Source organism: Oscillatoria sp. FACHB-1407, from assembly GCF_014697545.1.
Taxonomy (GTDB): domain Bacteria; phylum Cyanobacteriota; class Cyanobacteriia; order Elainellales; family Elainellaceae; genus FACHB-1407.
On sequence record NZ_JACJSA010000006.1, the window covers coordinates 219,765 to 241,520 of the forward strand.

The 21,756-nt window shown below is 47.8% G+C and carries 9 protein-coding genes and 1 pseudogene; 4 read left to right on the forward strand and 6 right to left on the reverse strand.

The genetic code is table 11. The annotated features are described in order from the left end of the window. Positions 1-32 precede the first annotated feature (32 nt). Positions 33-1,133, forward strand: a complete 1,101-nt coding sequence (locus H6G89_RS12425; RefSeq protein WP_190506558.1) for an NAD(P)H-dependent flavin oxidoreductase — start codon at positions 33-35, stop codon at positions 1,131-1,133. A gap of 226 nt (positions 1,134-1,359) precedes the next feature. Here H6G89_RS12425 and H6G89_RS12430 read toward each other — a convergent pair whose 3' ends face one another. After that, positions 1,360-1,974: an alpha-ketoglutarate-dependent dioxygenase AlkB family protein gene (locus tag H6G89_RS12430; protein ID WP_190506560.1), complete on the reverse strand. Its 615-nt coding sequence runs from the start codon at positions 1,972-1,974 to the stop codon at positions 1,360-1,362. 305 nt (positions 1,975-2,279) lie between these two features. On the opposite strand from H6G89_RS12430, the gene H6G89_RS12435 reads away from it, so the two are divergent. Then, positions 2,280-2,720, forward strand: a complete 441-nt coding sequence (locus tag H6G89_RS12435; protein ID WP_190506562.1) for a hypothetical protein — start codon at positions 2,280-2,282, stop codon at positions 2,718-2,720. A gap of 5 nt (positions 2,721-2,725) precedes the next feature. On the opposite strand, the gene H6G89_RS12440 is transcribed toward H6G89_RS12435, so the two are convergent. From H6G89_RS12440 to H6G89_RS12460, 5 genes and pseudogenes are all read right to left on the reverse strand, one after another. Next, entirely contained in the window at positions 2,726-4,276 is a 1,551-nt protein-coding gene (locus tag H6G89_RS12440; RefSeq protein WP_441339444.1) for a mercuric reductase, read from the reverse strand. A gap of 84 nt (positions 4,277-4,360) precedes the next feature. After that, a complete protein-coding gene (locus tag H6G89_RS12445) occupies positions 4,361-10,177 on the reverse strand; it encodes a PAS domain-containing protein (RefSeq protein ID WP_190506569.1) in 5,817 nt (1,938 codons plus the stop codon). Between the two features lie 738 nt (positions 10,178-10,915). Further along, positions 10,916-11,638, reverse strand: a pseudogene (nuoB, locus tag H6G89_RS12450) (NADH-quinone oxidoreductase subunit NuoB); the annotation flags it as partial. 410 nt (positions 11,639-12,048) lie between these two features. Beyond that, complete coding sequence (gene psaB / locus H6G89_RS12455; RefSeq protein ID WP_190506573.1) at positions 12,049-14,277, reverse strand: photosystem I core protein PsaB; 2,229 nt, start codon at positions 14,275-14,277, stop codon at positions 12,049-12,051. A gap of 460 nt (positions 14,278-14,737) precedes the next feature. Continuing rightward, entirely contained in the window at positions 14,738-17,824 is a 3,087-nt protein-coding gene (locus tag H6G89_RS12460) for a TIR domain-containing protein (RefSeq protein ID WP_190506575.1), read from the reverse strand. Between the two features lie 825 nt (positions 17,825-18,649). On the opposite strand from H6G89_RS12460, the gene H6G89_RS12465 reads away from it, so the two are divergent. Then, the gene (locus H6G89_RS12465; RefSeq protein ID WP_190506577.1) at positions 18,650-20,782 is read left to right on the forward strand and encodes a C2 family cysteine protease; all 2,133 of its coding nucleotides are present in this window, start codon (positions 18,650-18,652) and stop codon (positions 20,780-20,782) included. Between the two features lie 116 nt (positions 20,783-20,898). Continuing rightward, on the forward strand, positions 20,899-21,309 hold the full coding sequence (locus tag H6G89_RS12470; protein WP_190506578.1) for a hypothetical protein: 411 nt from the start codon (positions 20,899-20,901) through the stop codon (positions 21,307-21,309). Positions 21,310-21,756 lie beyond the last annotated feature (447 nt).

Genomic DNA, 21,756 nt, shown 5'->3' on the forward strand with positions numbered 1-21,756 from the left:
TTGTATTCAACCCCTTTCATCTTCAAGACATCATGCAAGCATTACCTACGCTTAAAATCGGTCAACATATTGCTCGTTATCCCATCATTCAAGGTGGAATGGGGGTTCGGATTTCAGGTGCGCGGCTAGCCGCGGCAGTTGCCAACGCCGGTGGCATCGGTGTGATATCCGCTGCGGCGTTAGGGCTAAACTCGCCTTATTTCGACATTAGCGAACGTAATGTTCGCAAGCGCAGAGAGCAGTTTTTTGAAGCCAATCGTCTCGCTTTAATCGATGAGATTCAACTTGCCCGGAGGCTCAGTCCCGATGGGATTTTGGGAATTAATGCCATGGTTGCCGCTCAGGATTACGAACTGCTAGTGCGAACGGCGGCTGAACAGGGAATCAATTTGATCATTTCAGGCGCAGGGTTGCCGTTGCAGTTGCCAGAACTGACGGCTGACTACCCAGCAGTGGCGTTAGTGCCGATTGTATCCAGTACCCGTGCGGCTCGGATTATTTGCCGTAAGTGGGAACGGCAGTACGGACGCTTGCCGGATGCCTTCGTTGTCGAAAATCCCAATTCGGCAGGTGGACATCTAGGCGCAAAACTAGAGGAGTTGGGGACTGAGGCGGCGGCCCTAGAGGTCGTGATTCCAGATATGGTGGCGTATGTGCGACAGGAATTACAGCAACCCCTTCCAGTAATTGCCGCTGGCGGAATCTGGGATCGCTCGGATATCGATCGCGCTCTGGCATTGGGGGCGAGCGGAGTACAATTGGGAACTCGTTTCATCATGACGCATGAGTGTGATGCAGACATTCGCTATAAGGAGTTTCATTTGCACGCGAAGCCTGAGGATGTGGTGATCGTTCCCAGCCCAGTCGGAATGCCGGGACGAGCCTTGCGGAATGCGTTTGCAGAAAAGGCGATCGCCAATTCTCCTGATCTCGAAAGACGTTGCCTCGCCAGTTGCCTTCATGCCTGCAAATGCCGCGATAATCAGCAAAATTTTTGCATTGTGCAAGCCCTGGATAAGGCAGCACGCGGAGACATTGAAGGAGGGCTGATCTTTTCGGGAAGCAATGCGGGACGTGCAGACCGCATCGTCTCCGTTGGGGAACTCATGACGGAACTCGTCACCCCAATTTAAGGAGATGGAGTCGTCAAGGGGGGCAAATGCCTGACGGGTCACCCTCATGACCTGATGTAGATTAGTTTGCCAAACCCGCCCGTACAGGTTGCGAATTTGCTATAGCGATCGCCAAAACCGTTAGGACATTGAATTTGTGTCCTGCCGAGAGAGACGTGATGAATCGCGTCTGTCCTGTTGAGTGCCGGTCTTAACTGAGGTGACTACGGCTATAAATCCACGAGCCTTAATGGATGATGCGAAAGGTGAGGTTGATGCGAGGAGTTGCACACCGTTTGGTTTTGGGAATGTGGTGCTGCCAGTAATGTTGCGTCGTTCCTTGCATCAACAAAAAACTACCAGAAGTTAGCCCCAGTTGGTGTTTCAGCTCTTTGTTGAATTTGTGACGCAACGAAAATCGGCGAGTTGCCCCAAAACTGAGAGAGCCGATGACCGGGTTTTGCCCCAATTCCGGTTCGTCGTCGCTATGCCAACCCACGCTGTCATTGCCATCGCGGTAGAGGTTAAGCAACACGCTGTTAAAGGTCACACCGGAGATAGCATCCACTCTCGCTTTAAGAGCCAGTAACCCCTCGGTCCAGGGAGTTGGGGTCATGGTGATGCCAGAGTAGGTGTAGGATTTGCCCGGATCACCATACCAGGCGGTGAGTCGAGGTAAGGATAGTACCCGCCCAAATATCGTCATCTGATCTTGTTGCCATGCGATCGCTTCGGTTAATTCAGCCATCCAGCGATCGCTCTCTTCGGCGTTAAAAAGAGCCGGATAAAATACCAGATCGGCATCGCGTAAAGGAATGGCGATCTTGAGCATTTCTTTAATACGGGAGAGGCTCTCAGTCATTATCAAAGTTAGGCTTCTATAGCAATCCTATTTGATTTGTGAAAAAAGCTGTTTGTGAAAGTGCCCGCCCTTTGGGCGGGCACTTTCACAAACGATTTAGGATCGCTATATGGTTGTTTTTGATACATTTGATGTCGATGGTGAATCGACTAAGTATTACTTTGCTGTCTTAAATTAAGGTAATCTTTAAACAAGTTTTTTAAAGCAAGGTTTTGACCTTTTCTTAAAGAATGCTCGTTATAGTGAGATCAGCGATCGCACTATAAGCCGTACAGGCATAAATTTCTTGAATAAAAATTTTTAATATGAATACTCAAGTGTCTACCCAAAGAACCTGGTTTTCTCTGAGCTTACTGGGCGGAGAGTACGTATTATTAGGATGGTATTTAGCAGCACATCACGTCTTTTGGTTAATTGCGACTCTGATTGTATTATTAACAACTGCGGTCATTTGGAAGAAAAATCCCATTCTAGAGTTTCTAGTTTGGTTTACTAATCAACAAGTTATTTTTGTCATTGGCATCAGCCTTCTATTTAGTTTGATCGTTGCATTAGCTTTGATCAAGCCAATCATTCTGACTCTGACGTTGTTGCCACTGTTTACCTTGCTCTATGCTCTCTTTGAGATGCGAACAGCAAATTTCAATCAGTTTAATGTGTTTTTGTGGATTGTCATGGTGACTACGTTGGGGTTGGGGATAGGCGAAGCGATCGACTTGTTTATCACGCCAAGCATGCGGTATTAATCTGGCTAACTGAGTCTGGTCAAGAGTTTCAACAGCGATCGCGTCCGAGGCGTGAGTAAAGTGCGGCGATAGGCATCGGCTGCTTTCTTGATACCTTCCGCTTGCGTTGGATAGGGATGAATAACCCCTGAAAGGGCGTTGAGTCCCTGTTTTGTGGCGATCGCCAGGGTAACTTCGCTAATCATCTCTCCGGCATGACGTGCCACGATAGTTGCTCCCAGGATTCGGTCAGACCCTCGTTGATGCAGGATTTTGACAAACCCCTCCGTTTCACCATCGGCGAGAGCGCGATCGACCGATGAAAGGGGGATTTTGATGGTGTCGGCAGCTATGCCTTGAGAACGAGCTTCATGCTCATACAAACCAACGTGGGCGATTTCTGGGTCGGTGTACGTCACCCAGGGCATCACCAGACTGCTCAATTTGCTCCGTCCCAAGCCAAAAGGCGAAAACAGCGCGTTTTTGATGACAATGCGGGCTGCGGCATCGGCGGCATGGGTGAACTTCCAGTTCATGCAAATATCGCCAGCTGCGTAAATGCGGGGATTGCTGGTCTGGAGATAGTCGTTGACGATGACCCCTTTTTTCGCATCGTACTGAACGCCTACGGTTTCCAGATTGAGTCCTTCGACGTTGGGCGATCGCCCAGCCCCCACCAAAATTTCATCCACCGTGACAGTTTTGACAGCCCCCTGTTGCCGATAGTGCAACACCTTGCCTGCGTCGGTCTTCTCAACTTTCTCGACGATGCAATCGAGTAATAAATTAATCTTCTCTTGTAGAAATTGCTGCTGGACAATATCAGCGGCTTCGTCATCTTCGCGATCGAGAATGTGTCCGTTCTGATGAAACAGCGTCACTTCACTGCCCAATCGCTGAAATGCCTGAGCCAGTTCACAACCGATGGGACCACCGCCAATGACGGCAAACCGCTGTGGGGGTTGCGTCAGGGAAAAAACCGTTTCGTTCGTTAAAAAACCAGCCTCCGCCAACCCAGGAATGGGAGGTTGGGTTGCCCGCGCACCTGTGGCAATCACGGCTTTCTTAAACCGCAACTGACTCCCGTTCACCGCGATCGCCTCTGAACTCACAAACGCAGCCCGACCTAAAAACACATCGATTCCCAAGTTGCGAAACCGCTCTACCGAGTCGTGGGGGCTAATTTCAGCGCGGATTCGTCGCATCCGCTGCATTACTGCTGCAAAATCAATGGCAAGTCCATCGGGGGGGTGAATGCCAAAGGGGGCAGCATTTCGGATCTCAGCCACCACTCGCGATGAACGAATCACACACTTTGAGGGGACACAACCGATGTTGAGGCAATCACCACCCATGAGGCTTTTTTCGACCAGAGCCACTTTAAGCCCTAACCCCAATCCGGCGGCTCCTGCCGCAACCACCAATCCCGCTGTGCCCGCTCCAATCACCACCAGGTCATATTGACTGGCTGGAGTGGGGTTGACCCAATCGGGCGGATGCACCTGAGCCATCAGAGCTTGATTATATTCGTCGAGGGGTTGCAGCGCAGGTTCCTGGTGAATGGTAGATGTCATCATGCTGATTTTAGAGTTTGGGTTGATAGCCGAAGCCAACTGATTTACGGCAGTGTAGAGGTGTCAATCCCTGCCATGGGAAATCTTTTATCTGGAGATGGTATCGAGTGGAAATATGACCTTAAACAAGGTGCGATCGCCCCTTTCAATCTCAAATCTGCCACTCAGTTGATCTGTTAAAACTTGCACGAGAGTTAGTCCGATTGACACATCTCTCTTGATATTAAAGTCTGTGGGCAGGGTATTGCCTTCATTCCCGACGGTGAGTTGCACTTTAGTGTTGGCAATTCGCTGTAAGCTGACATACAAATTAGTAGTATTAACGTCACTACAGCCGTACTTCATCACGTTTGTCACCAACTCATTGAGAATCAAACCACAAGGCACTGCCTGATCCAGGCTAATGTTAATGCTCGAATCAATATTGATATGGTTAATCACTCTCCGCTCTGAGGAGCGATAGGTATTGAACAAATGTCTTATTAACTCTTCGGCGTAGGCGGCAAAATTCATCGCAGCAAATTGTTCCAGGCGGTAGAGAGCTTCGTGGACTAACGCCATTGACAGGACTCGATCCTGGCTAATCTTCAACGCCATTTTTAGATGTAGATCTTGAGAGCGATTAGCCTGTAGATCGAGCAAGCTAGAAATGACTTGTAAATTATTTTTGACCCGATGATGAATCTCGGTTAACAAGATCTCTTTCTCACGCAGCGATCGCTGTAACTGTTTTTCAAATTGTTTGCGATCGCTAATATCGGTGACTAGAGCGTAATAGCCTTGAACTTCTGTTGTGATGTGATCGATGCGAGGAACTAACATTGCATTGACATAGCGATTGCCACTGGGATAAGGAAACTCAATCTCATATTCAACGGTTTTCCCTGTAAAAACTTGATCAATATAGGGTTGGGCTAAAGTATAAGCTGCCTCACCAATGACTTCTGCAATCTGTTTGCCCAGTATCTCTTCGGGAGAAAGACAAAACCACTCGTTGTAAGTTTGATTGACAAAGCGATATCGCCGATCGGTGTCAATGTAGGCAATACAGGCAGGCAGAGAGTTTGTGATTAGGCGTAACTCTTCCTGGCTCTGACGCAAAGCGATCTCAGCGTATTTGCGATCGGTGATATCAATATTAACGACGGTCACAACCCAACAATCGTTTTTGTCATCCCGACGGGAGGTGAATGATCCAGTAACCCACCGTAAGGAGCCATCCTTGTGATAAGACCGAAATTCAATCAAAAAGGTAGATTCATTAAAAATTTCCTGGTATTTGGGTAGGATGACCTTTTCTATATCGTCTGGATGGATACGAGACAACCACAGGTGATTGTCTGCCATGAATTCTTGTGATGTATAGCCGTAAATGCCTTCACACCCATCTGACCAATATTCATACTCCCAGTCTCGATTCGCGAACACTCTAAAACTTGAGATAGCGGCGATCGCACTGTTGAGAATGTCATTGAGCTTTGTTTCTGAGGCTTGCAGTGCCAGTTCTAATCTCTTGCGCTCGGTAATGTCACGGGTTACACCAGCAAAACGGTAAACTTTTCCCTGCTTATCATGAATCGGAAATGTGCGATCCCAGATCCAACGAATTGAGCCATCCGCACGGACGAGGCGATATTCATCATCAAAAAGAGTTTGCCCTACTAATTCTTGTTGATATTTCGCCTGGATATAAGCAGAGTCGTCGGGATGAATAGATTCTAACCAGGAACCAGGATCGTCATATAGCGATTGGCACGATCGCCCATAGACCGTTTCATACGCTGAGTTGATATAGATCAGTGCTCCGGTTTGAGCATCTTTAAGGAAGAAGACATCTGAAATATTTTCGATAATCTGGCGGAAGAGTTCTTCACTCAGGCGCAATGCATCCTCGGCTTGTTTGCGATCGGTGATATCGATAAAATATCCCACCATTTCAATGGGCTTTCCATTAGCATCTCTGACTAAGTTCAAACCATTTCGCATCCAACGGTAAGTGCCGTCCTGATGAAGAAAACGGTATTCATGGGTGTGAAATCCGTGTTCAAATAAAGGATCTAACCCTGCAAGGATTGTAGAGGTGTCATCTGGGTGAACATGGCTCATCCAAAATTCGGAGTTTTGCACAAACTCTTGTGCCTTGTACCCCAAAATAGATTGGATGTTGTCACTCATGAAGGTGGCTCCGTAGTCATCTTCAACTTTACAGGTGAAGATTGCAGCAGGAGTTTTTGCTATCAGAAACTGTAGTCTCTCTCGCAGCTTCAGGTTTTCGAGTTCAGTCGCTTTGCGAGCCGTAATATCCTGGACTTGAGTCACAAAATACAGGGGTTGTTGCTGCAAGTCTCGTACCACTGACATGCTGATCAACCCCCATACAATATGACCTTGTTTATGTAAGAACCGCTTTTCCAAACGGTAGTAAGGAATTTCACCAGTGACTAGTTTGTTGATGGTCTGCTGAGGGGCGATCGCTAAATCATCAGGATGCGTGACATCACGATAGGTTAATTGCAGCAGTTCAACATCGGTGTATCCCAGAATCTGACAAAGGGTCTGGTTAACTCGCAGATACTTGCCTTCAGGGGAGCGAATGCTGATGCCAAATGCACTTGTTTCAAAGGCTTGTCGAAAAATTTGTTCGCTTTGTCTGAGGGCTTCTTCAGCTCGTTTGCGATGACTAATATCCTCTGCCAATCCGATAAAGCGGAGCGGGGTTCCGGCTTCATCGCGAATGAGCGTAATTTGGGCAGAAATCCAGCGAATGTCACCATCCGGTCGAATAATCCGGTACTCTCGTTGCACGGAGTTGCCCTCACATTGGTGGGCTACAGATGCCAGCACTTGAGGCCGATCATCAGGATGAACTGTGTCTAACCAGAATTTCTGGTTTTGATACAGTGTGTCGCAACTGTACCCCCAAATCCGTTCATAAGCGGGACTGATGTAGATATACTCGCCCGTTGCCGCCGAATGCACAAAGAAGGCTTGACTCACGGTTTGAGCAATCTCACGAAAGCGTTCTTCACTTTGCTGTAATGCAACTTCAGCTTGCTTCAGATGGCTGACATCCATATCAACTCCGACCATCCGTTCTGGGTTGCCCTGTTCGTCTCGCAACACTTGTCCTCGTGCCAAAATCCAAACGATGGAGCCATCCTTATGGAGCATTCGATGTTCGTAAGCGTATTCAGAAGTTTTGCCATCCAGGTGATCTTGAACCGATACCATGACAGCATCGCGATCGTCGGGATGAACGAACGTCGCCCAATACTCAATGTCATTGGGAATCTCGTCATCGGTGTAGCCTAATAATCCCTTAATCGTGGGATCAAGATAGAAATCATTTGTGCGTAAATTCCATTCCCACACGCCGACTTTGGCAGCACGAGTCGCAAGGCTATAGCTTTCCTCTGCTTTCTGTAATGCCTGTTCAGCGAATTTGCGATCGCTAATGTCTGTTTCAATAATGGTGACAACCGTACATTCAGCCCTTTCATCCCAACGAATGGCTTGAGTTGCAGCAATCCACCGCAGACTACCATCTCTGTGTTGAAACCGATATTCTGTAGCCTGATTGGGTTCAAGTGCTTTCAAATTAGTGGTGGATGTAATCACGCGACCGCGATCTTCAGGGATGACTCGTGACAACCAGAATCCTGGATTGGCTTCTAGCTCTTGTCCTGTGTAGCCAAACACCTGCTCATATCCACAAGAGCGATAATCAGTTATCCAGGTTTGATCAGCAAGTTGACGCATACTGGTAATGGCAGCAGGCGCACTATTGAGAATATCATTGAGCTTGGTTTCAGAAACTTGCAGGGCAAACTCCAGAGCTTTGCGATCGCTAATGTCAGTGGCAACACAAGTGACAAACCAACAATCCGCTGCATCGTCGCGCCTTGAAGTTGCCGTTTCGGAGATCCATCGCCAAGAGCCATCCTTTTGCCGAAAGCGAAACTCGATAGTGACTGATTTCTCGGCAAGCATCTGCTCCAGAGCAGGCAAATGGACATTCCTGGCATCCTCTGGATGCACACAGGAGAGCCATATATTGCCATGCATTAACTCCTCAACCGAATAGCCAAAAATTGCCTCACTGCCAGGTGAATAAAATTCATACTGCCAATGCATATCAGCAAATAAGCGAAACTGGGTAATGGCAGCACCCGCACTATTGAGAACATTGCTGAGTTTCGTTTCTGATTGTTGTAAGGCAATTTCAGCCGTTTTGCGATCGTGAATATCAATATCGACAATTGTGACTAACCAGGTATGGGTTGTGTCATCCCGCCTGATTTTGATGTGATTAGAAATCCAACGTAGGCTACCGTCTTTGCGATAGAACCGATAAGCCACAGTATCAGTAATTTCTTGAGTGATCTGCTCAGGGGGTAAAACTCGGCATAAATCTTCTGGAAAAACACGCGATCGCCACAGGTTCTTATCCGCAAAAAATTCATCCTTTGTGTAACCAAACACGGCTTCGCAGCCTGACGACATATATTCATAGTCGTAGTCACCTGTTTCATACACTCGCAAGCTACAAATGGCTGCGATCGCACTGTTCAAAATATCTTGTAATTTGGCTTCCGAAGCTTGTAAAGCCAGTTCAAGTTGTTTACGTTCAGTGATGTCACGCACAACGCCTGCAAAACGGTAAATATTACCCTGATCGTCATGGATGGGAAAGGTGCGATCCCACACCCAACAAATAGACCCATCCGGGCGAATCCGGCGGTATTCGTCGTTGAAGAAGGTAGTGCCCTGTTTTGCCTGTTGATATTTAGCCAGAACAAACGCCTGATCATCTGGATGAATTGTCTCTAACCAAATATCGTTGTTCTGGTATGCGGCCCGACGCGATCGCCCTGAAAACGTCTCGTAGGCAGAGTTAATGTAGATTACTTCGCGCGTCTTAAAGTCTTTTAAGAAGAAGATATCGGGAATATTTTCAATAATCTGGCGCAGTTGTTCCTCACTTAATTGCAGGGCCAACTCCAATTGTTTGCGATCGCTAATGTCAACGGCTGTTCCTAAAATTTTCGTCGGTTGTCCGGCTTCATCCCGCTCAAACACCACATCGCGCGATCGCAACCACCGCCAGGAACCATCTTTGTGTCGCATCCGATAGTCGATCTCTAAATACTGTCCATCGGGAATGTTGCTCCAACCCTGCATCGATTGTTGAACCCGTGGAAGGTCGTCGGGATGCACACAGTCCCGAAAAACAAGGCTGCCCCATGCTTGGATTTCTGCTGGGATGTAGCCCAACATGGTTGTAATCTGGCGGTTTATATAGAGATTTCGCTGTTCAACCAGATCAAAGATGTAGAGCAACTGTGGTGAGCCATCCATCACCCGTTCAATAAAGTCACGATTGTGTTGCAATTCAGTTTCAGTTTGTTTGCGATCGCTCACATCTAACGCGATCGCTGTTACAAACCAACTATCTGTCTCATCGTCTGGTTGAGAGATCAACGTGTCACAAATCCAGCGCAAGCTCCCGTCTTTATGATGAAACCGATATTCCATCTGAAAAGACTCTCCTGCAAAGATTCGAGCGATCGCCGGAGCAATGACCCTATCTACGTCTTCTGCAAATACTCGCGATTTCCAAAGATTTGGGTCTAATTCAAACTCTTGTGACGTGTAGCCAAATATTGTTTCTGCTCCAACAGAGCGATATTCATAGTCCCACTCTCGATCTCGATAAACACGAAAACTTGTAATAGCAGCTCCAGCATTATTGCGAATACTGCTTAGTCTGGTTTCGGCAACCCGATGACGCGCCTGACTATCAGCGAGAGCCGCTTTTAACTCCTGAACCTGTCGTTGTAGATCAGCATTCTGAGCTTGAAGGGTAGCAATCTGTTCGACGGTATTGTTTGAGCTAGAAGCCATTATGGAATTGTTAGGATCAGGAAATGGTACGGATGACATGATTTAGTAAGAATAACTAAGAAACATCGAAGCAATGATGTTCTTTAAAGTTGTGTAGCGTGGGTATTGCCACCTCACCTAAGTACAAATCGTCGTCAATCAGGGTGGGAATTTGGGGTGCAGGGGTGAAACCCCTGGCTGGGGGCACAGCCCCACACTCCCCTGGTTTTATTTCCAAACCCTATCTGTGCATAGCAGTACTAGGAATGATGAATTAAATAAAATGCAGTTTTTGTGTATGGGTTTAGCATTACCAAACCTATACAGCAAGGAATTCACCCATGTTATTTAATTCGCATTCCTGAGTTTCAGAAACCATGTTTGAGGTTTTCAGATAGGCTCTTAATACGCTAAAAACTTATTTACCTGACTACTCAATCTACCCTGAGATAGATACATCCATGACTGATGCTCATCAGCATTGTAACCTGATCAATTTAATTCGTTGAGGAGGATGTCTGGAAAGCTTTGAGATCTCTTTAGGACTGGGGATTTATAGCCGTAGCCACACTCGATGGGGTTCCTGACTCGCCTCTGTCCTATCGAATGTGGCTACGGCTATACAAAACAGCACTGGTACTCAGTATCAGTGCTGTTTTGTATAACAAGTTGTGGCTTGATTTACGCTCCTAAATCGGAGGTGCCAATGCCTCGTTCGGCGTTTAAGGGCAATCGCTCTCGATCTCTAACCTTGTCTGACTCATTCGCAGGTTCAGTTGCCAAAGCTGGAGGAACAGGCATTCCGATCGCCTCTGTAATCTGTTGTGGAGGTTGTTGGCGATCGGGAGCACGCAAGTAGTCACCCGTGTAAATGGGTGAAATCGGCTTTAACTGGTGAGGACGGGTGTAATAGCGGTGTGTTTGCCCCACGATGCCTCGCTCTTGCAGGGCTTCGGCTGAGATCTTCTTGCGCAATTTGATGATGGCATCCATAATCGCTTCTGGGCGAGGCGGACAACCTGGAATATAAACATCGATCGGCAGGATCTTATCGGCTCCCCGCACCGCAGTGGGAGAGTCAGCACTAAACATCCCCCCTGTGATCATGCACGCTCCCATAGCAATTACGTATTTGGGGTCTGCCATTTGCTCATACAGACGCAGGGTTGCAGGTGCCATTTTCATATTTAACGTGCCTGCCAAAATAATCAGATCGGCTTGACGGGGAGATGCCCGTGGAATCAGTCCATAGCGATCGAAATCAAAGCGAGAACCGATCAGAGCCGCAAATTCAATAAAGCAGCAGGCAGTGCCATACAACAGAGGCCATAGGCTAGACAACCGGGCCCAGTTGTAGAGATCTTCAACCGTCGTCAAAATGACATTCTCTGAAAGCTGTTGCGTGATTTGAGGAGGGGATAGCGGATTTTGCAGAGAATCGCGAAACTCTTCAAATTTTCCTGATGGGAGTGAACTGGTCATAGCAATAAATTCAGAGATGAAGGGCTGACTTTCAATGGGAAGGGAATGGTTGATTGTGTAGGGGCGATCGCCCCTCAATGAAACTCCTAATCAGGATGATGACTTTAGACGGGTCTGATAGGATGACGAGGCGATCGAGCCATTGCGTCCCTATCTGTATTCAAAAACAACTTCATCGATCTAGCGTCTACCTTTGAGCTAGTCTTGCTCCATTGTGTAAAAACAGTGTGGTAAGCAATTGTCGAGAGAGTTGAGACAAGGTGAGACAAGGGGGTATGGGGGCTGTGCTGCCAGCTAGGGGTTCCCTCCCGCACTCCGCCCTAACCAACCCTCGGCTATATAAACACCGGAATCGTTGTGAAGCCTCAGCCCCACAACGATTCATTCATACAGAAGCGTTAGGAGTCAGGTCACGGGAATCGACTCGCCGTCGATGACAGCAAGAACGCCGCGTAGGTGAGGATATAGCCAACGGTGAAGTGCGCGAGCCCCACTAACCATCCCTGAACAATCGACAGAGCCACAGGCTTATCCTTCCAGCGCACCAGGTTTGCCAGTGGAGTCCGCTCGTGTGCCCATACCAGCGTTTCAATGAGTTCTTGCCAGTAACCTCTCCAGGCAATCAGGAACATAAACCCAGTTGCCCAAACGAGGTGTCCAAACAGGAACATCCAATCCCAAACAGCCTGATTATTCATCCCAAAGGGATTGTAACCATTGATGACTGGAGCCGAATACAACCACAGATAGTCGCGCAACCAACCCATGATGTAGGTCGAAGACTCGTTGAATTGAGCGACGTTGCCCTGCCAGATGCCGAGGTGTTTCCAATGGAAGTAGAAGGTCACCCAGCCCAGCGTATTCAACATCCAGAAGGTTGCCAGATAGAAGGATTGCTCCCAAGCAGCTGTTTGACAAGTGCCACCTCGACCGGGACCATCGCAAGGGAAGGTGAAGCCAAAGTCCTTTTTATCTGGAAAAAGCTTCGATCCGCGTGCGTCCAGTGCCCCTTTCACACAGATCAGAGTGGTGACGTGCAGACCCAGGGCGATCGCATGGTGAATGAGGAAATCACCCGGACCAATAGTCAAAAATAGGGAATTTGCCCCACTATTAATGGCATCTAACCAACCTGGAAGCCAGACGTTGCCGTGGTTAGGCCAGGCGGTTGTGGCAATGCTGTCAGGATTGGACAACAACGTGTCGAAGCCGTACAACACTTTGCCATGAGCCGCTTGAATAAATTGAGCAAAAACGGGTTCAACTAAGATCTGCTTTTCAGGTGTGCCAAAAGCAACCACGACATCATTGTGGACATAAAGCCCCAGGGTGTGGAATCCCAGGAACAACGACACCCAGCTTAAGTGCGAAATAATCGCTTCTTTATGATTAAGCACCCGCTCTAACACGTTGCCTTTATTCTGAGCGGGGTCATAATCCCGTATCCAGAAAATGGCACCGTGAGCAAATGCCCCAATCATTAAGAAACCTGCAATGTACTGGTGATGGGTGTAAAGTGCAGCCTGTGTGGTGAAGTCCTTTGCCATGAAAGCATAAGGCGGCATGGAATACATGTGCTGCGCCACCAGAGATAAGGCAACTCCCAGAGCCGCTAAGTGAATGCCGAGTTGAAAGTGCAGAGAGTTGTTGTAGGTGTCATATAAGCCGTGGTGGGGTAAATTGAACTGCCCTTCAACTCGCTGACCAAAGAAGTTTTTGGCATCCAACATTTCTTTGATGCTGTGACCGATGCCAAAGTTGGTGCGATACATGTGACCTGCAACGATGAAGATAACGGCGATCGCCAAATGGTGATGCGCCATATCCGTCAACCACAGCGACTGAGTCTGGGGATGAAAGCCTCCCAAAAACGTGAGAATTGCAGTTCCGGCTCCATCGGCGGTGTTAAACACGTGGTCAAGGGTATCCGGATTCTCCGCGTAAGCTCCCCAGTTTCCGGTGAAGAAGGGTCTGAGTCCCTCTGGGTGGGGCGGTGTGAATAGAAAATTGTTCCAGCCTACATGCTGTCCTCGCGATTCGGGAATCGCAACGTGAATCAGGTGTCCTGCCCAGGCTAAAGAGCTAACACCAAACAGACCTGCTAAATGGTGGTTTAACCGAGACTCGGCATTTTTAAACCAGGACAGAGAAGGACGAAACCTGGGCTGAAGATGCAACCACCCCGCAAACAGGAAGATGGATGCTAACACCAGGAGAAACAGCGCACCCGTATACAATTCGCCGTTGGTTCGCATCCCAATGGTGTACCACCAGTGATAAACCCCTGAGTAGGCGATGTTGACCGGGTAGGAGGCTCCACCTTGTGTGAAAGCCTCAACCGCAGGTTTGCCAAAATGAGGGTCCCAAATGGCGTGGGCGATCGGGCGAATATGCAGTGGGTCTTGGCTCCAGGTTTCAAAATTACCCTGCCAAGCGACATGAAACAATAAACTAGAAGTCCATAGAAAAATAATTGCAACGTGACCAAAGTGAGAGGCAAAAATCTTTTGGTAAAGGTTTTCCTCAGTCATCCCGTCGTGACTTTCAAAGTCATGGGCAGTGGCGATGCCATACCAAATTCGACGGGTTGTTGGATCTTGAGCAATGTCTTGACTAAATTTCGGAAATTTTGTTGCCATATTGTCTGGCTACCTCATTCGTTTAGTGAAGCCAATGCGCCTAAAGCTGAACTACAGTTAAGCTGCTCAACGATAAACGGTTTAAGCTCGACCCTTAAAAATACAGAATTTGGATAGCCAACAATGGGAGTGCTCAATCGAGGCACTCCTGGCTAACACCAACTGAATCAAAGCGTGCATAGAATTGAGTCCTGAAGGACAAAAAGCTTACACTTTTTGCTCTATGTCGCTTTATAAAGAATTGGTATTAGTTGGCTTAAAATTTGGACTACCAACACTCTGTAATTACATGCCGATTAATTCATAACCTTATCGGTTGCTCTCTTTCCTCATCTCTAACTAAAGGCAGAGGTTGGTAAATTTGAACGTGAAGACTTTCGTGTTTTAACGCACACCGATGGTCTTTAGAGATAGATACATTGAACTCAATTCCAGCACTTCAGAAGATGAACATCACTCGTTAGCCAATCATTTTGTCTGAAGCGACTCCCAGAGATTTATTGTCGGTAGATTTGGGCTTCTGTCGAGAGAGTAAAAACACGGCTGTGACCATCAGGAGCACTAACAGAACGATCGCGATCGTTGTAATCCGGTTGTATGAGTCAAATTCCTCTGTTAATACTGACTCTGGCATCACTACGACCAGATTCCAGTCGAGATTACGAATAGGATTAATGGCAACCCGATATTTCACCTCTGACTCTGAGTCTTCATGTTTAAAGATTTGTTGTGCCTTGATGTGTTCTAACGAAACTTGATTCTTCCGAAAAACTTGACTGGCATATTGAGCAAGGGGGTTTTCAACCTCATCCAGTGTCACTAGATCGGGGATATCCCGTTCTGTTGAGGTAAAACCAAGATCCCGAGGATCGCTCGATGCAATCAACTCACCTTTGGGAGTGATGATAAATAGTGCCCCAGGTTGCCCTTGTTGCAACCGTTCTAGCAAAACTGACAATTGCCTGAGTTCGATCGCAATGCTAATCACTCCCAATAACTGATTTTGCTTCTGTACAGTCACAGAGGAGTCAATCCCAGGCGTTTGGGTCGAGGCGAACATGTAGACATCCGTCCAGGTTTGATAACCCGGATTGCCGACAGCAGATCGATACCAGGGACGCTGAGGAGAGTAGTAGTTTTCGGGTGTGGAGAGCGTCTCTACGAACTCAAAGGTGTCGTCAACTCGACGATAGGATTCTACCGTGCGCGTTGCTCGTTGCGCTTGAGGATCGTAATCTCGGTTAATGATATTAATGTTGCCTTCCTGGGTGTGTTGTAGACCGAAATAATCCCCATTGGCAAAGCCAAATTGAATCCAGTTCAAATTGGGATGCGCTTTTGCCAGCGTCATGTAAAAGATTTCCAGTTCTTCCTTATTGTTGAGATCAACCAGATCATCGGTAAATGCTTTTTGGATGATCTGTTGGGTTGATCCCACCTGGCTAAACAGCGTGCCAATTTCACGGGAGATAGCGGGAACCGTGCTTTTGAGCCACAATTCTACTGCGCTATCGACCATTTTTTGGGCGACCAATCGTGCTCCGACCCATACCGTCGCGCCAACCACCACCGTTGCCCCCAGGACCACCCACCCTACCCGCACTATTTGTTGTGCTCGTGCTCCTGCCTGTGCCAGACGCTGATTGGCAGCTTCAACTTCGCGGCTTTTTCTGATGTAGTTTTGGTGGAGTTCCGTTGGTTCTGGTTGCTTGGTGTTGCTTTTGTCCAACCACTGCTCTGCCTCTGACAGATCGTCCCCCCGCAATAACAGGCTATCACTGCGTCCTTTGTTATCCCACTCGATCGCCCTGACCAAAAGCCAGGTGTGAGCTTTGAGGTGAGCCGCATCGGTGTCTAACACGCGCAGCAGGTCTTTGAAGTTAGACGAAAAATCACCATCTCGTCCGTTAAAGTCGAGCCACTGAACTTTGGCTAATTCAGGATGCAGATTGGCTGGGTTAATGGGGCGATGGAGGACTGTCACAAAGCGTTTATTGAGTTTGGCAGCGTATTCAACCTCATCAGCACAGTAGGGCGAGTTGATGGAACTGGGTGACAGAATGAAGAGGAAATGGTTTGCTGTTTCGATGCCGCGATAAATCTCCTGTTGAAAGTCAGTGCCTGAGGCGATGCTTTCCTGGTCAAACCAGGTGTTTTTGCCCTGCATTTGCAATGCCTCATTCAGTTGACGGGCAAACCCGGAATCGGCACGCGAGTAAGAGATAAAGACATCAACTGCGATGCCGGGGGGTTGTCGCTGGCTCTCAGCAATGAACTTTTCCTGGAGTGGGGTGCTGGGCGATCGCGGATGGTGTTTTGCCAGCTTAAGCCACGCCTCGGCATGGCGCAGGTTATAGCCCCGTAACAAAAAGGTGGGGTTGTAGTTGTGTCGCTCCCATTTGAATGCTTTGGTCAACAAGACCTTGTGGTCTTCGTGATAAGCGACATCCTGTCGTAGTGCCCGTAGCAGTTGGTTTTCGTCGTGTTGATAGTCGGTTTCTAACAGGTTGTCGGTGAGATCGATGTATTGCAGGTTGCGGAGTGTAGGGGGTAGCTGCTGGGGGTCGATCGCCTCCACTAAAATTGGCACAATTCGCTTGTTGAGTGACAAGGCGTAGTCAATTTCGAGTTGGCAGTAATAGGATGTGAGGGAACGCGGAGAGAGCAAATATACAATATTATTGGCTTCTTCAATTCCTCGTTTGATGGCGTTTTCAAAATCAACTCCGGTCTGAATATCGGTAGTGTTGATCCAGACGGTGAATGCCTCCCGCAGCAAACTGGAGCGAATCTTTTTGGCAATGTCGCGATCTTCTGTGGCATAGGACAAGAACACCTGAGTCATCAGGTTCTCACCGTTTTTGATGCTCTCAGTGATGAATTCGCAATGCAACTCAGTGGGAGTGCAGGGAGGTTGGGAGTCGGTGAAACGAGTTTTCAGCCAGGTTTCGGCGTGTTGACGGTCTTCACCCACTAACAAGTATTGCGATCGCCGCTGATTTTCTTCCCACTCCAGTGCTTTCGCCAGGAATTGCGTGTGCTGATGCACATAGTCGTGGTGGCGATCGAAGATGGTCAGTAACCCCTTTAAAGATTCCTGAAAGTCATCTTGATTTTCCCGGAAGTAGACCCAGTTGATCTTCGAGATTTCGGGATGCATATTGATGAAGCTGGAGTGTAACCCTTTGGCTTGATAGGTTTCCCAATCTGCATCGGTGCCTGTGGGGTTACGTTGTTGCCAGGTTTCACGGCTGATCTCGGCAACATGCATGAGAGGAATAATGCGCTTATTCCGTTTCAATGCGAGTTCGATTTCCAGGCGACAGTAGGGCGAATTGACGGAATGGGGCGAGATGATGAAGAGAAAGTTGTCAGCCCGATTGATGCCGTCGTCGATTTGTTTTTGATAGTCCACTCCTAATGGAATGTCATCAAAGTCAAACCAGACGGTTAGCCCTTGCTCTACTAAGTGATGGTGAAGCTGGGCAGCAAAAGCTTTGCTGTCTGCTCGACCATAGGAAATAAATGCATCCTGGAATCCTTGCATAGAAAATCACCCCAAGATAGACACTCTTAATCGCACGATAACCTCTCCTGAGGGAAATGTCATTTGTGCGCTCTGATAAATAAGTATTGCTGAAGTGTCTATGTAATTTACAATACAACTACTTTATAGAATTCCCAGATTTACGGACAAAATAATCGTGCCTCCGTAATTTAACTGAGGCATAACTAACTTGCTTAAGATCCCCCTAGTCCATATTCAGGGAAACTTTTTCGCAAGCTTCACTCAACCCTCATCCCCCAACCTCTTTTCGGCATTGCTGAATGCAGATATGATTCTCGAAAACCAGCCATCGCTGTACGGGCGTTTCGCGAAACGCCCCTCCGAAATTTATATGTTGGATCAGCAACACCCTCTTTTCTTCACTTGAGAGAAGGGAAGTCAGAGTGGCTTGAAATCCCTCTTCCAAAATGGGGCTACGGTGTACACACATCTTTGCTTTGTCCATAAGATAGCCGCGAATTCATTTGCCGGGTTCAGTCGCGCAATCACTAGATGCACCCATCAAGACCCCTAACAAAGGCTCAAAGTCCCCCGAAGTTAGGGAATTTAGGGGTCTGGGACGGTTACGGTTTCAATTTCCCTAGGAAGACCATTTCAATCCAAAAAAAAGTGGCATTTTTGCATAAAGCCTTCTCGAACTTGCGAGAAATAATCACAGTTCATTCAGCCCCCTGACACCATTCATCTTGAAGCAGCTACCAACCCAAATCGAGGATCTCTATCCAGATATCCAGGGTTTTGATGTGGCTTGATTGACCTGGCTTTCTCCATTGCACTTGTTTCATTTTGTGAAGGCAGGCAACTATGCAATCTAAATTTCGAGTTCTAGAGCGTTCTAATACCTTACGTGCTAATTCTCTTCAATCCCATCGTTCTTCTCAATCAGCCTTACCTCTCGATCTGTCCTCTGATCTCGGCACCTCACAACGCCATGCAAGAGGGTTTCGAGCCAGTGCGGCAAACCAGTTTTCATCTAGCAAGTCAAATCCTCGCGATCGCTCTGAAAGAGGCTTTTTAGAGACTTCAACGATAGTTGCTAACAACGTTAGCCATACATTACCAATATCTGATTTGGTTGTTTCAGATTTAGTTTTTAATGACCTGGTGTTTTTACCGTTAGCGGATAACTCGATGAGTGAAGCTAACAATTTAGGAACCCTTGGTAGTTCAGTCCGCTCTAATGGGTTTGTTGGTGGCACTGACTCACAAGACTATTTTCGGTTTAGTAATACAACCGCAGGACGGTTTAATTTATCACTCACAGGTATGTCTGCGGATGCAGATGTGCAACTCTTAAATAGCAGTGGGGCGATCGTTGCGTCTTCATCGAGGGGTAGTACAGGAGATGAATCGATTAACCTTGCCTCGCTAAGTATTGGCGATTACTACGTTCGGGTTTATCAATTCAATGGCGACACCAACTACACGTTGAGGATGTCGAACACATTCCCCAGTAACCTATTGCCTGCTGAGACGAGTCTGGGCACGCTCAACGGTACGCGCGTTTTCAGTAATTCTGTAGGCAGTAGTGATACAGCTGATGTGTATCAGTTTAATCTGGCAGGGACAGCCAATCGCTTTAACATCACACTGAGTGGCTTATCCAGTGATGCCGATGTCCGCCTAATTTGGGATGGCAACAGTAACGGCAGAATTGACACAGATGAAGTGTTGGGTCGATCTACGGCTGGTAGCCAAGCTTCTGAGTGGATTGGCACGCCCCTCAATGCTGGCAACTACTTCGTTCAGGTGTATCAGTTTAGCGGTGAGGCAAACTACAACCTCAGCGTTTCAACCGGAGACTGGTACAACGAACACCTCAGTGATGCGGGGGTGATTGGTCAGGCGCGTGCTCTCTATTGGACAGATGGTTCCCTCAGCCGCAATGACATGATCTCCATGTTCCGTGAGGTGCAAGACCAGAGCAGTATTGATTCCACAGAATTGCAAGATCTGCGAAAGGTTGTGAATCCTTCGACGGGCTTCTCAATGCCTGATTATGTGCGAAATTTGTCCAACAAAGTTGTAAATGGTGATCCGGCAAACCCTCGTTCTGGTATCGGCAACCTGTCTGCGGGGAGCAGTAGCAACCAGATGGAGCGGTTGATTGGTAAGTGGTTCTTAGGGAGCGATCGCCCCACAGCCATTTCCTACAATCGCACCATAACCCACGGCTACCGTTATCTACAAGGCTCCCTCTTCCAAAACGGCATTAGCTTTGAAGATGTCGATCAAAACGATATTGGCGACTGCTATTTCATGGCAGCACTAGGCGCAGCGGCATTTCGATCGCCCAGTACGATTCAAAATATGTTTATCGATAATGGTGACGGCACCTTTACCGTGCGTTTCTATCGAGATGGTGTAGCGGATTACCTCACCGTCGATCGATTTGTTCCCACAGATAGTTCGGGGAATGCGGTGTTTGCCGGATGGGGGGGTGGCGTCAACACCGAAGCTAACAATGAGTTGTGGGTTGCCCTCGCCGAAAAAGCCTATGCTCAACTCAATGAATCGGGCTGGATTGGTCAAGACAATACCAACTCCTACAACGGTTTAACGCTCTCAACAACGGCGGTATCCACGAATAGCGGCGGTATCAACGGCGGTTGGGCAGGCAATGGATTGCGCCATATCACCGGACGCAATACCGAAAATCGAGATGTTTCCTGGCGCGATTGGTGGAGTCTGTTTATCACCACCTCAAACGATCTCGATCGCATCATCAGTACCTTTAACGCAGGGCGCATGGTGACGCTGAGTACAAAAGACTCAGGCGTGGAATCGGGTGTTGTCGCGAATCACGTCTACACGATGGTGGGATATAACGCATCGACGCAGCGGTTCCGGCTCTATAACCCCTGGGGTAACACGGTTGAGCTAACTCGCAACCAGATCGTCAATAACTTTGAGGATTGGGACTACACCACCACCTGATAGAACGGGCGAAGCATTGATGCCAGGATTAATGGATTCAAATCTAAATTTGAGACATTAATGCTTTGCCCCTCCAGCGATCGCCCCAGTTGCACTGACAACCCGACGAGGCACCGATGACGTACTTAATGAATGGTATGCACTCAATCAATGGTATTACGATCGCATCTGTTACTCTGACAGCCCGTGAAGAACGATCAACCCCGCGTGGGCAGGTTCCTTCTGGCGATCGCGATATTGGTTTTGCCGATGTGTTTCTGCAATTGCACAATGCTCGCAGAACGCATGTGGAGGTCGTGATTCAATCCGTTGAAATTTGTCACGCCTGTTTCAATGTGCGGCAGATGGTGAGCCAGTCCCCGCAAACTATTTGCTTGCATCCAATGGAGAATGCCAGCGTCGATCTCCACCTGACTAACAAAACGGGGTATAGCAGAGGGAGCCGGGTTCGAGCGGTGATCCGCTATCAGGTTGAGGGGCAGGTAGGAGTGGTTGAATCGGAACCTGTGGCGATCGAGCGATGGTAGGAGGGTATGGGGATGATCGCTCATGATCGTTGAAAGTTAGCCTGTGATACTTTAGACCATCAGCGATGATATCTATCATTCCCCATCCGGGAAATAGGTTGGTTAACCCAATTATTGCAACCATTGCAATCAACGTTAGACACGTTTGAACGAGAGTTACTCTGATTCAAACGATTGCAGCAATTGTTTATATCTTTCTAGCTTTTGCTTAAACGAAACTTATACTTGCTTGAACGAGAGTTACTCTGATTCAAACGATTGCAGCAATTGTTTATATCTTTCTAGCTTTTGCTTAAACGAAACTTATACTTGTTTGAACGAGAGTTACTTTCGTTTGAACGATTGCAGCTAATGCTTATATCTTTCTAGCTTTTGCTTAAACGGAGCTTATATATCAAGAAGCCGAAGCAACAACGGTTCAACGTCAGTTCGGTTTAAGAGCTAATT

What these genes read in the sequence shown, in the direction of transcription:
- H6G89_RS12435 (WP_190506562.1), top strand. Translation starts at nt 2,280, where the DNA reads ATGAATACTCAAGTGTCTACCCAAAGAACCTGGTTTTCTCTGAGCTTA.
- H6G89_RS12470 (WP_190506578.1), top strand. Translation starts at nt 20,899, where the DNA reads ATGACGTACTTAATGAATGGTATGCACTCAATCAATGGTATTACGATC.
- H6G89_RS12425 (WP_190506558.1), top strand. Translation starts at nt 33, where the DNA reads ATGCAAGCATTACCTACGCTTAAAATCGGTCAACATATTGCTCGTTAT.
- H6G89_RS12440 (WP_441339444.1), bottom strand. Translation starts at nt 4,276, where the DNA reads ATGATGACATCTACCATTCACCAGGAACCTGCGCTGCAACCCCTCGAC.
- H6G89_RS12430 (WP_190506560.1), bottom strand. Translation starts at nt 1,974, where the DNA reads ATGACTGAGAGCCTCTCCCGTATTAAAGAAATGCTCAAGATCGCCATT.
- H6G89_RS12445 (WP_190506569.1), bottom strand. Translation starts at nt 10,177, where the DNA reads ATGGCTTCTAGCTCAAACAATACCGTCGAACAGATTGCTACCCTTCAA.
- H6G89_RS12465 (WP_190506577.1), top strand. Translation starts at nt 18,650, where the DNA reads ATGCAATCTAAATTTCGAGTTCTAGAGCGTTCTAATACCTTACGTGCT.
- H6G89_RS12460 (WP_190506575.1), bottom strand. Translation starts at nt 17,824, where the DNA reads ATGCAAGGATTCCAGGATGCATTTATTTCCTATGGTCGAGCAGACAGC.
- psaB (WP_190506573.1), bottom strand. Translation starts at nt 14,277, where the DNA reads ATGGCAACAAAATTTCCGAAATTTAGTCAAGACATTGCTCAAGATCCA.